Annotated in this window: 14 protein-coding genes; 11 read left to right on the top strand and 3 right to left on the bottom strand. The window is 36.5% G+C overall.

The window, feature by feature from the left end:
- The first annotated feature begins 17 nt into the window (after nucleotides 1-17).
- From VK90_RS17265 to VK90_RS17230, 8 genes are all read left to right on the top strand, one after another.
- Nucleotides 18-650: a helix-turn-helix transcriptional regulator gene (locus VK90_RS17265; RefSeq protein WP_000583755.1), complete on the top strand. Its 633-nt coding sequence runs from the start codon at nucleotides 18-20 to the stop codon at nucleotides 648-650.
- Nucleotides 651-679: 29 nt separating this feature from the next.
- Nucleotides 680-1,492: a pyruvate, water dikinase regulatory protein gene (locus tag VK90_RS17260; RefSeq protein ID WP_048374211.1), complete on the top strand. Its 813-nt coding sequence runs from the start codon at nucleotides 680-682 to the stop codon at nucleotides 1,490-1,492.
- A 391-nt stretch (nucleotides 1,493-1,883) separates the two neighbouring features.
- Entirely contained in the window at nucleotides 1,884-2,150 is a 267-nt protein-coding gene (locus VK90_RS17255; RefSeq protein WP_231595871.1) for a DUF188 domain-containing protein, read from the top strand.
- 227 nt (nucleotides 2,151-2,377) lie between these two features.
- Nucleotides 2,378-4,174: a DNA primase gene (gene dnaG, locus VK90_RS17250; protein ID WP_048374210.1), complete on the top strand. Its 1,797-nt coding sequence runs from the start codon at nucleotides 2,378-2,380 to the stop codon at nucleotides 4,172-4,174.
- Nucleotides 4,175-4,233: 59 nt separating this feature from the next.
- Nucleotides 4,234-5,361, top strand: a complete 1,128-nt coding sequence (gene rpoD, locus VK90_RS17245; RefSeq protein ID WP_000764062.1) for an RNA polymerase sigma factor RpoD — start codon at nucleotides 4,234-4,236, stop codon at nucleotides 5,359-5,361.
- A 385-nt stretch (nucleotides 5,362-5,746) separates the two neighbouring features.
- The gene (gene cccA / locus VK90_RS17240) at nucleotides 5,747-6,103 is read left to right on the top strand and encodes a cytochrome c550 (protein ID WP_048374209.1); all 357 of its coding nucleotides are present in this window, start codon (nucleotides 5,747-5,749) and stop codon (nucleotides 6,101-6,103) included.
- Between the two features lie 167 nt (nucleotides 6,104-6,270).
- A complete protein-coding gene (locus VK90_RS17235) occupies nucleotides 6,271-6,978 on the top strand; it encodes a tRNA (adenine(22)-N(1))-methyltransferase (RefSeq protein ID WP_048374208.1) in 708 nt (235 codons plus the stop codon).
- Entirely contained in the window at nucleotides 6,975-8,096 is a 1,122-nt protein-coding gene (locus tag VK90_RS17230; RefSeq protein WP_048374207.1) for a Nif3-like dinuclear metal center hexameric protein, read from the top strand. The genes VK90_RS17235 and VK90_RS17230 overlap by 4 nt, the downstream gene beginning before the upstream one ends.
- A gap of 41 nt (nucleotides 8,097-8,137) precedes the next feature.
- On the opposite strand, the gene VK90_RS17225 is transcribed toward VK90_RS17230, so the two are convergent.
- Both VK90_RS17225 and vrrA read right to left on the bottom strand, forming a co-directional pair.
- Nucleotides 8,138-9,088: a 4-hydroxy-3-methylbut-2-enyl diphosphate reductase gene (locus tag VK90_RS17225; RefSeq protein ID WP_025147417.1), complete on the bottom strand. Its 951-nt coding sequence runs from the start codon at nucleotides 9,086-9,088 to the stop codon at nucleotides 8,138-8,140.
- An 89-nt stretch (nucleotides 9,089-9,177) separates the two neighbouring features.
- A complete protein-coding gene (vrrA, locus tag VK90_RS17220; protein ID WP_048374206.1) occupies nucleotides 9,178-9,873 on the bottom strand; it encodes a VrrA/YqfQ family protein in 696 nt (231 codons plus the stop codon).
- Nucleotides 9,874-10,059: 186 nt separating this feature from the next.
- Here vrrA and VK90_RS17215 point away from each other — a divergent pair, with 186 nt between their 5' ends.
- Together VK90_RS17215 and VK90_RS17210 are read left to right on the top strand one after the other, a co-directional pair.
- Nucleotides 10,060-11,370 (top strand): DEAD/DEAH box helicase, encoded by a 1,311-nt coding sequence (locus VK90_RS17215; RefSeq protein ID WP_048374205.1) that lies wholly within the window; start codon nucleotides 10,060-10,062, stop codon nucleotides 11,368-11,370.
- A 251-nt stretch (nucleotides 11,371-11,621) separates the two neighbouring features.
- On the top strand, nucleotides 11,622-12,518 hold the full coding sequence (locus tag VK90_RS17210) for a deoxyribonuclease IV (RefSeq protein WP_048374204.1): 897 nt from the start codon (nucleotides 11,622-11,624) through the stop codon (nucleotides 12,516-12,518).
- Between the two features lie 19 nt (nucleotides 12,519-12,537).
- Here VK90_RS17210 and VK90_RS17205 read toward each other — a convergent pair whose 3' ends face one another.
- Nucleotides 12,538-12,792, bottom strand: a complete 255-nt coding sequence (locus VK90_RS17205) for a DUF2624 domain-containing protein (protein WP_048374203.1) — start codon at nucleotides 12,790-12,792, stop codon at nucleotides 12,538-12,540.
- A 150-nt stretch (nucleotides 12,793-12,942) separates the two neighbouring features.
- Here VK90_RS17205 and VK90_RS17200 point away from each other — a divergent pair, with 150 nt between their 5' ends.
- On the top strand, nucleotides 12,943-13,821 hold the full coding sequence (locus VK90_RS17200; RefSeq protein ID WP_002173487.1) for a YitT family protein: 879 nt from the start codon (nucleotides 12,943-12,945) through the stop codon (nucleotides 13,819-13,821).
- Nucleotides 13,822-13,876 lie beyond the last annotated feature (55 nt).

The following is a 13,876-nucleotide window of genomic DNA, read 5'->3' as shown; positions in this document are numbered from 1 at the left end:
CTTAATCATACGAGGTGGTGATTATCATAGAGCTGAATAAACGGCAAGAACATATCATTCAGATTGTAAAAGATCACGGTCCTATTACAGGGGAGTCAATTGCTGCGCAATTGGGTTTAACACGTGCAACGCTAAGACCAGACTTAGCAATTTTAACGATGGCTGGTTATTTAGAAGCGCGTCCACGCGTAGGTTATTTTTATACGGGTAAAACTGGGGGACAGCTATTATCTGAAGCTGTTAAGAAAATTAAAGTACAAGATTATCAATCTAGACCGGCTGTAATTGATAAAAATGTATCAGTATACGATGCAATCTGTACTATGTTTCTAGAGGATGTTGGTACATTATTTGTTGTAGATCAATCTACTTTATTAGTTGGCGTTGTATCTCGTAAAGATTTATTGCGAGCTAGCTTAGGAAAGCAGGATTTAACCTCTCTTCCGGTTAATATTATCATGACAAGGATGCCAAACATTGCGATGTGTCGCAGGGAGGATTCTTTATATGATATTGCGATGGAATTAATAGAAAGACAGATTGATGCGATGCCAGTTGTAAAGGATACGAAACAAGGTCTAGAAGTGATTGGACGAATTACAAAAACAAATATTACGCGTGCGTTTGTCAATTTAGTAAATAACGAATAAGTGTAATTTGTTTAAAGTGAGGTAATGTAATGGATAATAAAATCGTATATGTCGTATCTGACTCTGTAGGAGAAACGGCTGATTTGGTTGTTAGAGCGGCAATGGGGCAGTTCCCATTCGCTCCTGATATTAGACGTGTACCGTATGTAGAAGATACAGGGACATTAAAAGAAGTGATCTCGATTGCCAAGAGCAATCAAGCGCTTATTTGTTTTACGTTAGTAAAGCCTGATATGCGTCAATATTTATTGACAGAAGCGGCAAAAGAAGGAGTAGAGGCATACGATATTATCGGACCTCTTATCGATCAAATTGAAGAAATTACAGGGCAAGTACCAAGGTATGAGCCAGGTGTCGTTCGGAGATTAGATGAAGAGTACTTTAAAAAAATTGAAGCGATTGAATTTGCAGTTAAGTATGATGATGGCAGAGATGCACGTGGTATTTTAAAAGCTGATATCGTGTTGATTGGAATTTCACGTACATCAAAAACACCACTTTCACAATATTTAGCACATAACAAACGTTTGAAAGTTGCTAATGTACCACTTGTACCGGAAGTGGATCCGCCTGAGGAATTATATCAAGTGGCAAAAGAGAAATGTTTCGGTTTGAAAATTACACCGGATAAGTTAAATCATATTCGAAAAGAACGATTAAAATCACTTGGATTAAGTGATGGAGCAACATATGCAAATATTAATCGTATTAAAGAAGAAATCATTCATTTTGAGAATGTAGTGAGTAAAATAAATTGTCAAGTGATAGATGTATCAAATAAGGCGATTGAGGAAACGGCAAATATTATTGTGAATGCAGTGCAAAACCAAAAAATGTTTTAGCACATTTACCAAAGGTGAATGTGCTTTTTTCGCTCGTGAGAAGTAGGTAGAGGAAAATGCGAAATAGATTATGAACTTTCGGCTTAGTAATAGAATATAGCGGAATGGTTATACTTATATTCTTCCGTTTTTTAATTATGCTAAAGGAACGATTTTGTTATCTTTAAATGTAAGATGAAAATTAAAGGGATATGTAGCGTAGTTGAAGAAAATATATTATAATAAAAAATTGTGATAAAAACCTATATTTTACGTTTAGACTTTAATTTTTCAGAATAAACTAGGGATAGGATTTGCGAAAAAGACATGTAATTACGTTAAATCGACAAAATCTAAACAAGAAAACGCACATTATGGAAGGATTCACAGAAGGGATGTAGAATACAGAAATATGCAAAACATCAGTAAGATATTAGTTGATGCAGATGCATGTCCCGTGAAGGATGAAATTGTGCAAGTTGGAACAAAAAATTTATGTCGAAATTTTGTTTGTCGCATCGCATGCTCATCGTTCAAGAAAACAGCAAGGAATTGGGTCTATGTAGATTCTGAGCAAGATGAAGTTGATTTATATATTTATCAACATGCAAAAGTTACAGGTCTCGTGATCACACAGAATGTGGGTCTTGCTAGTCTTCTTGTGGAAAATGGAGTATAGGTATTGTCTCCAAGAGGTACATTTGTAACAGATGAGCAAATGGATACAATTTTATATAATAGGTATGTATCTGCGAAGTTACGCAGGCGGGGCTTATACGAAAGGCCCAAAATCATTTGCACAACGTGATCGACAGCACTTTCTAATAAATTTAGAAAAATATTGTCGAATTATAAAGGAATCTTTTAATTTATATCGAATACAAAATACGACACGGAGATGGAGTTATGGGGAACAGAATTCCCGAAGAAGTTGTTGAACAGATTCGGACATCATCCGATATTGTAGAAGTTATTGGTGAGTATGTTCAACTTAGAAAGCAGGGGCGTAACTATTTCGGCCTTTGTCCATTTCATGGTGAGAATTCACCTTCATTCTCTGTTTCATCTGATAAGCAAATCTTTCATTGCTTCGGATGTGGAGAAGGTGGAAATGTATTTTCCTTTCTCATGAAAATGGAAGGACTTGCTTTCACCGAGGCTGTTCAAAAGCTTGGTGAAAGAAATGGAATTGCAATTGCAGAATATACATCAGGGCAAGGACAACAAGAAGACATATCTGATGACACTGTCATCATGCAACAGGCTCATGAGCTTTTGAAAAAGTATTATCATCATTTATTAGTAAATACAGAAGAGGGAAATGAAGCACTTTCGTATTTATTAAAACGTGGTATTACAAAAGAGATGATAGAGAAATTTGAAATTGGTTATGCATCACCAGCTTGGGATGCAGCAACGAAAATTTTACAAAAAAGAGGTTTGTCGCTATCTAGTATGGAACAAGCTGGCCTTCTTGTAAGAAGTGAGAAGGATGGCAGTCATTATGACCGCTTCCGAGGAAGGGTTATGTTTCCGATATATACTTTACAAGGTAAGGTGATAGCGTTTAGTGGAAGGGCACTAGGAGATGATACTCCGAAATATTTAAATAGCCCTGAAACACCGATTTTTCACAAAAGTAAGCTGTTGTATAATTTCCACCAAGCAAGGCCGTTTATTAGAAAACGTGGGCAGGTTGTCCTATTTGAAGGTTATGCCGATGTGCTAGCCGCGGTAAAAAGTGGCGTGGAAGAAGCTGTTGCGACAATGGGAACGGCTTTAACTGAAGAACAAGCGAAACTTCTGCGACGTAACGTTGAAACTGTTGTTCTTTGCTATGATGGTGATAAAGCAGGGCGAGAAGCGACGATGAAAGCAGGGCAATTATTATTGCAAGTCGGTTGCCAAGTGAAAGTTACACCATTGCCAGATAAGCTTGACCCTGATGAATATGTGCAACAATATGGAACAACGGCTTTTGAAAATCTTGTGAAATCAAGTATAAGTTTTGTTGGTTTCAAAATAAATTATTTGCGTTTAGGGAAAAATTTGCAAGATGAGTCTGGCAAAGAAGAATATGTGAAAAGTGTTTTAAAAGAGTTATCATTGTTACAGGATGCGATGCAGGCCGAGTCATATTTAAAGTCATTATCGCAAGAATTTTCGTATTCAATGGAAACACTTTTGAATCAATTGCACCAATATCGCAAAGAACAAAAGGTACAGCAAAAACAAATAAAGCAGGTCTCTAAGCCATCTCAAATTGTTCAAACTAAACCGAAATTAACAGGTTTTGAAAGAGCAGAAAGAGAAATCATTTACCATATGTTGCAAAGTGCAGAAGTGGCAGTGCGTATGGAATCTCATATAGAAGATTTTTATACAGAAGAACATAAAGGGATTTTATATGAACTATACGCATATTATGAAAAGGGAAATGAACCTTCAGTCGGAACATTTTTAAGTTGGCTCTCTGATGAAAAGTTGAAAAATATTATCACTGATATTTCGACGGATGAATTTATTAATCCAGAGTACACAGAAGAAGCGTTACAAGGCCATTTGGAGGCGCTCAGACGTCATAAGGAAAAACTTGAAAAGATGGAAATTATCTTTAAAGTAAAACAAATGGAAAAAACAGATCCTGTAGAGGCTGCTAAATATTATGTAGCATATTTACAAAATCAAAAAGCAAGAAAATAGCTTTTTCGATAAAATTTTAGTATAATGAATGTTTGTATCTCGCGTAAGGAGGGGAACAGATGGCTGACAAACCAGCTCGTTCTAAACAAATTGAAACTGAAATGACCCTTGAGCAAGTGAAAGAACAACTCACTGAGCTCGGAAAAAAACGTGGCGTTCTTACATATGAAGAGATTGCAGAACGCATGAATGGATTTGAAATTGAATCCGATCAAATGGATGAATATTATGAATATTTAGGTGAACAAGGAATTGACTTAGTTGGTGACAATGACAACGACGAAGGTCCTAATAATCGCCAAATTACAAAAACGGAAGAAGAATTCGACCTCAATGATTTAAGTGTGCCACCAGGTGTGAAAATCAATGATCCTGTTCGTATGTACTTAAAAGAAATTGGTCGCGTTGACTTACTATCCGCTGAAGAAGAAATTCGACTTGCGACACGTATTGAAGAAGGCGATGAAGAAGCAAAACGCCGTCTTGCGGAAGCAAACTTACGTCTTGTAGTAAGTATTGCAAAGCGCTATGTGGGCCGCGGTATGCTTTTCTTAGACTTAATCCAAGAAGGAAATATGGGTCTAATTAAAGCGGTTGAAAAGTTCGATTATCGTAAAGGGTTTAAATTTAGTACGTATGCAACTTGGTGGATTCGCCAAGCTATTACACGTGCGATTGCAGACCAAGCGCGAACAATTCGTATTCCAGTTCATATGGTTGAAACAATTAATAAGTTAATTCGTGTACAACGTCAATTGTTACAAGATTTAGGACGCGAACCATCTCCTGAAGAGATTGGTGAAGAAATGGATCTTGCTCCAGAAAAAGTACGCGAAATCTTAAAAATTGCACAGGAGCCAGTTTCTCTTGAAACACCAATTGGTGAAGAAGACGACTCCCATTTAGGTGACTTTATTGAAGACCAAGAAGCAACATCGCCTGCGGACCATGCAGCGTATGAATTGCTAAAAGAACAATTAGAAGATGTGCTAGATACACTAACAGATCGTGAAGAAAATGTTCTACGTCTTCGTTTTGGTTTAGATGATGGACGAACTCGTACGCTTGAAGAAGTTGGGAAAGTATTCGGCGTAACGAGAGAACGTATTCGTCAAATTGAAGCAAAAGCACTTCGCAAATTAAGACATCCGAGCCGTAGTAAACGTCTTAAGGATTTCTTAGAATAGGTTATTTTTAAGTTTACTTCACGATTGTGAAGTAAACTTTTTTATTTTGTTAATTTTTGTTAAAATTTAGCTATCAGCAACGATTACAATTTCTTGTAATTTATTTTACAGAATTGTCTTTTGATTTGCAAATGCTCATTTTTCGATTTTTCGATTAATTTTGTTTATTCTATACAAAAAAATATGTAGAAAAGTGAAAAATATGATGAGAAACGTTAATATTTATCGAAATAATATGCGATATAAAAGTGAAAATCAATAAACTGAATTTATGGAATATTTTTAACAAGTAATAGTTTACTCTTTTCTGATAGAGCGTTTTCAAGTACAATGGAAATGACTGAATCATCTAACTATTTAGGGGTATAGAGGGGGGAGAAGAGATATGAAACGTAATCCGCTGATTCCGTTCGCTCTTATTGCAGCATTAGGTATTATCGTTATGTTTGTATTTTCATTTCAAGGGCTACATAAATCTAAAGAGTTAGCTGATGCAAAAAATGGCGGGAAACCAGCACAAACAGTATCAAATCCAGAGGATATTGTGAAGCAAAGCTGTACGAGCTGTCATGGTGATCAGTTACAAGGAGCAGTAGGACCTAATTTACAAAAAATTGGTGGGAAACTTTCGAAAGATGAAATTAAAGAAATTCTTTCAAAAGGAAAAGGGAATATGCCACCAAATGTAGTTCCAGCTGATCAAGCAGCTAAAGTAGCTGATTGGTTATCGAAGAAAAAATAAAGTTTCGTATTACAAGCCTTTTGCTTTTGTGCAAAAGGCTTGTTTTTCTATACTTTCTAAAATACGATTAGTAATAGAGAATTGAAGTGTTGTTATGGACTTGCAACAACTACTATAAATTCATTATCATGGAGACAGACTGACAAGAGAAGGAGTAATGGAAATACATGAATGAAGTAAAGCTTTCAAAACGATTAGAAGAAGTTGTGCGGGAGATTCCAGTAGGATCTACAGTAGCTGATATTGGGTCGGATCATGCGTATTTACCGTGTTATACAATTATAAATAATATTGCTACAAAAGCAGTTGCAGGAGAGGTTGTAGATGGACCATTTCGCTCTGCACAAGCAACTGTAGCTGAAAGTGGCTTGCAAGATAAAGTAGATGTTCGTAAAGGTAATGGGTTAGCTGTAATTACACCAGGAGAAGTAGATGTTATTACGATTGCTGGTATGGGTGGAGCGTTAATTCGTGACATTTTAGAAAGTGGTAAAGAAAAATTAAAAGGTGTAACGCGTTTAATCTTACAGCCTAATATTGCTGCACACCATATTCGTGAATGGTTTATTGAGAATGGCTGGGAGCTTATCCATGAAAAAATCGTAAAAGAAGACGGGAAAATTTATGAGATTTTAGTCGGAGAGCGAGGAGATATCGCAGTACCTTACTCTGAAAATAAACAAGCTGAATTATTTATGGGCCCATTTTTAATAAAAGAAAAAAGTGAGGCTTTTGTTGAAAAGTGGGAAGGAGAATTGAAAAACTTCCAAAATATTTTAAAGCAGTTAGAGCGTGCAGCAGAGTCTGAAGAGACAAAAGTGAAGCGTGCAGAAGTAGAAGCGAAAATGAAAATGATAGGGGAGGTTTTATCATGAGTAAAATTCCGAATGGCCATGAAATTATTTCTTTATTTGAAGGTATGTATCCGAAGCATTTAGCGATGGAAGGGGATAAGATTGGCTTACAGATTGGAGCGCTTAATAAACCTGTTCAGCACGTATTAATAGCGTTAGATGTAACGGAGGAAGTTGTGGACGAGGCGATTCAATTAGGAGCGAATGTCATTATTGCACATCACCCTCTAATTTTTAATCCGTTAAAAGCGATTCATACAGATAAGGCGTACGGAAGAATTATTGAAACGTGTATTAAAAATGATATTGCAGTTTATGCGGCCCATACAAATGTAGACATTGCTACAGGCGGGGTAAATGATTTACTTGCTGATGCATTAGGGTTACAAAATACAGAAGTATTAGTTCCGACATACGCAGAAGAAATGAAAAAAATTGCTGTATTTGTTCCAGTAACTCATGCAGAAGAGGTGCGCAAAGCTCTTGGAGATGCGGGTGCTGGTCATATCGGTAATTATAGCCACTGTACGTTCGGTAGTGAAGGGGTAGGTACGTTTATCCCTCGAGAAGGGACAAATCCTTATATCGGGGAAACTGGGCAGTTAGAGCGTGTGGACGAGGTGCGTATCGAAACGATTATTCCAGCTTCACTACAAAGAAAAATTATTAAAGCGATGTTGGTAGCTCATCCATATGAAGAAGTGGCATATGATATATATCCGCTGGATAATAAAGGTGAAACATTAGGTCTTGGTAAAATAGGATATTTACAAGAAGAAATGACACTTGGGCAGTTTGCTGAACACGTGAAACAATCATTACATGTGAAGGGTGCAAGAGTTGTTGGGAAGTTAGAAGATAAAGTGCGTAAAGTTGCTGTGCTTGGTGGTGACGGTAATAAATACATAAACCAAGCGAAATTTAAAGGGGCAGATGTATATGTAACGGGTGATATGTATTATCATGTTGCTCACGATGCGATGATGCTCGGTTTAAATATAGTTGACCCAGGACATAATGTTGAAAAAGTAATGAAGCAAGGCGTACAAAAACAATTGCAAAACAAAGTAGATGAAAAGAAATTTAATGTGCAAATTCATGCTTCGCAGTTACATACGGATCCGTTCACATTTGTATAAAAATAACGAAAACCGTTGCTCATGTAGGCAACGGTTTTTTATTATTGCTGTTTTTTTACTTTTACACGTGGCAAAATCTTTTGAAGTGGTACATTTCGAGTTCTGTCCCATGTAGCTGGATTCATTGGGTCATATTGCTCTAAGAAAGCTATAACCTCTTTCGTAATTGGCGTTGGAGTAGAAGCGCCTGCTGTAACTGCGACGTTTTCGATACCTTGTAGCCATTCTAATTGAATTTCACTTACATCTGCAACACGGTATGCTTTCGTACCAGCAATTTCTTGTGATACTTGAGCTAAACGGTTGGAGTTGTTACTTTTCGGATCACCGACAACAATTGTTAAATCCGCAACATCAGCTTGTTTAGCGACAGCTTCTTGGCGAACTTGAGTTGCTAAACAAATTTCCTTATGGAATTCTGCTGTTGGGAATTTTTTTTGGATGTCCTCCATTAAATGTTGAACATCCCATTGACTCATTGTTGTTTGATTCGTAACTAAAATTTTATCCGTTGGGATTTCTAATGTTCTTAAATCATCAGCTCTTTCGATAAGATGAACGATATCAGGTGCAATACCAACTGCGCCTTCTGGTTCTGGATGGTTTTTTTTGCCGATATAAATGACATGATATCCTTCAGCTTTCTTTGCTTCAATAAGGTCATGTGTTTTTGTAACGTCTGGACAAGTTGCGTCGATTGTCGTTAAACCTTTTTCTTTTGCACGTTGTTTAACTTCTGGAGAAACACCGTGTGCAGTAAAAATAACAGTACCAGAATCGATTTTATCTAAAATCTCTAATCGACTTGGGCCGTCTAATGTAATGATGCCATCCTCTTCGAAAGCATCTGTTACATGCTTATTGTGAACAATCATACCTAAAATATAAATGGGTCTCGGTAATGATTTATCTAATGCGGCGTTACGTGCAATAACCATCGCGTCAACAACACCGTAGCAATAACCACGAGGGGAAATTTTAACAATCTTCATGTGAGTAATCCTCTCCTTCTAAACAAGGGATACTTTTGTGCATAGTCCATTACATTATAAAGGAGGAGTGGATAGAAAACAAAGGATTGTTACACATATAGTTTTGGTTTTGTTGCTATTTGTTGAACAGGCTCTTCTGGTAATTCTTTTTCTATTATTGGCTCAATCACAATTTTTTTTCTTTTTCTCTTTTTTGGTGGAGGAGGTGGAGTGGCTACTACAACTTCTTCAGGCTGGTCTTCAGCTTGTTTTTCTTCCGTGCCTTTTCCAGAGGTGAGGATTTTAACAATGCTTGGTAGACTACGCATAATTGGACCGTATTGCTCGACGACAGGTCCTACTGATTGAACAACTTGGGATACTTTTTCGATATTATTTATCATATTAGTTGGATTCGAAATTAGATTTGAAAAAAAGCTTCCGATGCCGCTGCTAGATGTCGCCGCAGCTGTAGTTGTTGCAGCACCGCGCGTTTCATTTGATTCATACATTTGAGGTGGTATCATTTGTTGAGGATGTTGCTGCATATATGGTGGATATTGCTGTGAGTATTGTTGTTGGTATTGCTGCGGCGGTTGCTGGTGCATCATCGGTGGTCCTTCCATTTGCCGATAGGGAGGGACCATTTGCATGAAAGGCTCCGTAGGATCGTGTTTTTTAAAGAGTTTAGCAAGAAAACTTTTCTTTTTTTGTGCCATCGGTGGTAGTTGCGGAATTGGGTATGGTGTATAAGGATGTTGTCGTTGATTAGGGTGCATTTGTCCTATAGGGGATTGTGGATACATATGAGAAATCCTCCTTTCTTCAGTTAGGTATATACACATACAATATGCAGTGGAAGGAAAGAAGGTTAGTTTTTATGATGAAAACCTAAACTAAAGAAAAGATGGATTTTACTTGTAGATTTCGATATAATGTAGACTTGACTGATTTGTGCGCGCAGTAGAAATTTTAGAAAGAAGGTGTAACTTATGACACAACAAACTTTTACACAGTATGATTTTAAACCATTTTTAATAGATGCAGTTCGTGAACTACGCTTTTCAGAGCCGACAGGAATTCAACAGAAAATTTTCCCGGTTGTGAAAAAAGGTGTGAGTGTAATTGGACAATCCCAAACAGGTTCTGGGAAAACACATGCATACTTACTTCCTACATTAAACAGAATTGATGCAAGTCGTGAAGAAGTACAACTTGTTATTACAGCGCCTACTCGTGAGTTAGCACAACAAATTTACGAAGAAATCGTGAAATTAACAAAGTTCTGTACAGAAGAGCAAATGATTACAGCACGTTGTTTAATTGGTGGAACTGATAAGCAACGATCAATTGAAAAGTTGAAAAAACAACCTCATATTGTAGTTGGAACGCCAGGACGTATTAAAGACTTAGTAGAAGAAAAGGCGCTATTTGTTCATAAAGCAAATACTATTATTGTCGATGAAGCAGACCTAATGCTTGATATGGGATTCATTCAAGATGTAGATAAAATTGCGGCACGTATGCCTAAAAACTTGCAAATGCTAGTTTTCTCTGCAACGATTCCTCAAAAATTAAAACCGTTTTTGAAGAAATATATGGAGAATCCAGAACATATTCATATTAATCCGAAGCAAGTTGCAGCAGGAAATATTGAGCATTACCTTGTGCCTTCAAGACACCGTAATAAAATTGAATTAGTGAAAAATATGCTACTTCAATTTAAGCCGTATTTAGCAATTGTTTTCACTAATACGAAGAAAATGGCAGACCAAGTTGCTGATGGATTAACAGAGCGTGGCTTAAAGGTTGGACGAATTCACGGAGATTTATCACCGCGTGATCGTAAAAAAATGATGAAACAAATTCGTGATCTTGAATTCCAATATATTGTTGCGACTGATTTAGCAGCACGTGGTATCGATATTGAAGGGATTAGTCATGTTATTAACTATGAGCTTCCATCAGATTTAGATTTCTTCGTTCACCGCGTTGGAAGAACAGCACGTGCAGGTTATTCAGGTATTGCAGTGACGATTTATGATCCAGCAAATGAAGAAGCGTTAGATAGTTTAGAAAAACAACGTCATATCGAGTTTAAGCATGTAGATTTACGCGGAGATGAGTGGGCGGATTTAGGTGAACGTCGTCGTCGTAAGAGTCGTAAAAAACCAAGTGATGGACTGGATGTTATGGCAACGAAAGTTGTTAAAAAGCCGAAAAAAGTAAAACCAAACTATAAACGAAAACTTGCAACAGAACGTGAAAAAGTTAAGAAAAAATATAGCAATAAAAAAAGATAAGGGATTTCCCTTATTTTTTTTTATCTCGCTACTTGTGAGATAACCGATTGATGCGGGCTAATAATTAGTGAGGGATTAGAAACAACGTTGACTAAAGTTTCACTTTATCCGTTTAATTTCAGTGTAGAGTGCGGACTGTTTAAATAGTCATTTTAATTTGTGTAGTGCCTTTTTTATGAACAAACAATTCACTACATATTTCTACAAATTATGCTATCATTATATCTATTGTATATTGAAGAGGTGATTGTATGTTAAAGATTGGATCTCATGTTTCAATGAGTGGTAAGAAGATGTTATTAGCAGCAAGTGAAGAGGCTGTTTCATACGGTGCAACAACGTTTATGATTTATACAGGTGCACCACAAAATACGCGAAGAAAACCAATTGAAGAATTGAATATAGAAGCAGGAAGAAAACATATGGAACTGAACGGTATTGAAGAAATTATCGTCCACGCTCCGTATATTATTAATGTTGGGAATACGACGAAACCTGAGACGTTTCAATTAGGTGTTGACTTCCTTCGTATGGAAATTGAAAGAACGGCAGCATTAGGTGTGGCGAGACAAATTGTTCTTCACCCAGGAGCTCACGTTGGTGCAGGAGCAGAGGCTGGTATTCAACAAATTATTAAAGGGCTTAATGAAGTAATAACGCCAGAACAAACGGTTAATATTGCGCTAGAAACGATGGCAGGAAAAGGAACAGAATGCGGTCGTAGCTTTGAAGAAATTGCGAAAATTATTGATGGCGTAAAATATAATGAAAAGTTATCTGTATGTTTTGATACGTGTCATACGCACGATGCAGGTTATGATATTGTCAATGATTTTGACGGTGTGTTAAACGACTTTGATAAGATTGTTGGGATAGATCGTTTACAAGTACTTCATATTAACGATAGCAAAAATGTCCGCGGAGCTGGAAAAGACCGTCATGAGAATATTGGTTTTGGTCATATTGGCTATAAGGCATTGCATCACATTGTGCATCACCCGCAACTAAAGCACGTACCAAAAATTCTTGAAACACCGTATGTAGGTGAAGATAAAAAAGATAAGAAGCCACCATATAAATTAGAAATCGAAATGCTGAAAAATGGTACTTTTGATGAAGGACTTCTTGAAAAAATTAAAGCGCAATAAGGAGGGGGTTTTCCCCTCCTTATTTTAATAGTTGTTGAAATAAAGTATTTACTTGTTGGGCAGTGGCAGGAGAGGTTACTTTTGCGATTTGTTTTAAGAGCTCTAGTCGCTCGGTATTATCGTAAATGTTAATATTTTTCCCTTTCATAAGTAAAACGATTCTATCAGCTTGTGCAGTTGTAATTGAAACTTCGTATTCTTTACTATATTTCAATAACTCTTTTGTAGAAATATGATTTAATTTTTTGTTCACAATTTGTTTAATGAGATTCATCGTGTTGTCCTCCTTCACCGTTCTTCTATCGAAATATATGTACGCATAGCTTGTATATATTCGTCTAAAGGTGCATTTTTTCCATGGGGAAAAGAAGCGTATGTTATAATATAAGAACAAAACTATAGAGAAAGAGTATAAGGAGGACTTATGGAAAAAAAGCAACATCGGAAAGAAAGTGTTATTCATCTCGTATATCGTTTAGTTATGATTGTCTTTGGGGCAGCATGTGCGGCGGTAGCGATTGAACTATTTTTAATGCCAAATAAAATTATTGATGGTGGAATTATTGGTATTTCTCTTATATTAGATTATCTTACTCCTAATATTTGGTGGTTAAGTTTTTCTACTTTAGTTGTTATCCTCAACATTCCGTTTATGTACTCCGGATATAAGCAAATTGGAAAAACATTCATGTTATCCTCAGCATTTGGGATTGTAGCTTTAGCATTTATTGAATCAACGTTGCATGCTGTTCCGCCATTTACAACAGAGCCAATTTTAGCAACAGTTTTTGGCGGTCTTATTTTAGGTCTTGGTGTAGGACTTGTTATTCGTCATGGTGGATCGTTAGACGGGACAGAGATTATGGGGATTCTATTAACGAAGAAATTACCGTTTTCTGTTGGTGAATTCGTAATGTTTGTGAACTTATTCATTTTTGCATGGGCAGCATTTGTGTTTGGTGTTGAACAAGCAATGTATTCTGTTATGACGTACTATATCGCATTTAAAACAATTGATACGGTAATCCAAGGATTGGACGAAACGAAAGCAGTTTTAATAGTATCGGATCAATATGAGGAAGTATCAAATGCAATTTTACACCGCCTTGGTCGTGGAACAACAAAACTTGTTGCTAAAGGTGGTTATACAGATAAAGAAAAAGAAGTTATTTATGCAGTTGTAACGCGTCTTGAAGTGACAAAGTTAAAATCAATTGTGCACGAAATTGATGAAAATGCATTTGTTACTATTATGAGCACGCAAGAGACAAATGGTGGTAAGTTTAAATCGGCAATTCATTAAAAAATGATTTGTAATATCTTTTAAAAGCAGAGAAAATTTCTCTGCTTTTTGTTAT

Origin of the sequence: Bacillus sp. LK2 (genome assembly GCF_001043575.1) — a bacterium.
Classification (GTDB): domain Bacteria; phylum Bacillota; class Bacilli; order Bacillales; family Bacillaceae_G; genus Bacillus_A; species Bacillus_A paramycoides.
Note: the sequence above shows the minus strand (reverse complement) of the source record. Positions and strands in the feature narration are given on the sequence as shown.

Coding starts and splice junctions, on each gene's coding strand:
- VK90_RS17260 (WP_048374211.1), top strand. CDS start 680: ATGGATAATAAAATCGTATATGTCGTATCTGACTCTGTAGGAGAAACG.
- VK90_RS17255 (WP_231595871.1), top strand. CDS start 1,884: ATGCAAAACATCAGTAAGATATTAGTTGATGCAGATGCATGTCCCGTG.
- dnaG (WP_048374210.1), top strand. CDS start 2,378: ATGGGGAACAGAATTCCCGAAGAAGTTGTTGAACAGATTCGGACATCA.
- rpoD (WP_000764062.1), top strand. CDS start 4,234: ATGGCTGACAAACCAGCTCGTTCTAAACAAATTGAAACTGAAATGACC.
- cccA (WP_048374209.1), top strand. CDS start 5,747: ATGAAACGTAATCCGCTGATTCCGTTCGCTCTTATTGCAGCATTAGGT.
- VK90_RS17235 (WP_048374208.1), top strand. CDS start 6,271: ATGAATGAAGTAAAGCTTTCAAAACGATTAGAAGAAGTTGTGCGGGAG.
- VK90_RS17230 (WP_048374207.1), top strand. CDS start 6,975: ATGAGTAAAATTCCGAATGGCCATGAAATTATTTCTTTATTTGAAGGT.
- VK90_RS17225 (WP_025147417.1), bottom strand. CDS start 9,088: ATGAAGATTGTTAAAATTTCCCCTCGTGGTTATTGCTACGGTGTTGTT.
- vrrA (WP_048374206.1), bottom strand. CDS start 9,873: ATGTATCCACAATCCCCTATAGGACAAATGCACCCTAATCAACGACAA.
- VK90_RS17215 (WP_048374205.1), top strand. CDS start 10,060: ATGACACAACAAACTTTTACACAGTATGATTTTAAACCATTTTTAATA.
- VK90_RS17210 (WP_048374204.1), top strand. CDS start 11,622: ATGTTAAAGATTGGATCTCATGTTTCAATGAGTGGTAAGAAGATGTTA.
- VK90_RS17205 (WP_048374203.1), bottom strand. CDS start 12,792: ATGAATCTCATTAAACAAATTGTGAACAAAAAATTAAATCATATTTCT.
- VK90_RS17200 (WP_002173487.1), top strand. CDS start 12,943: ATGGAAAAAAAGCAACATCGGAAAGAAAGTGTTATTCATCTCGTATAT.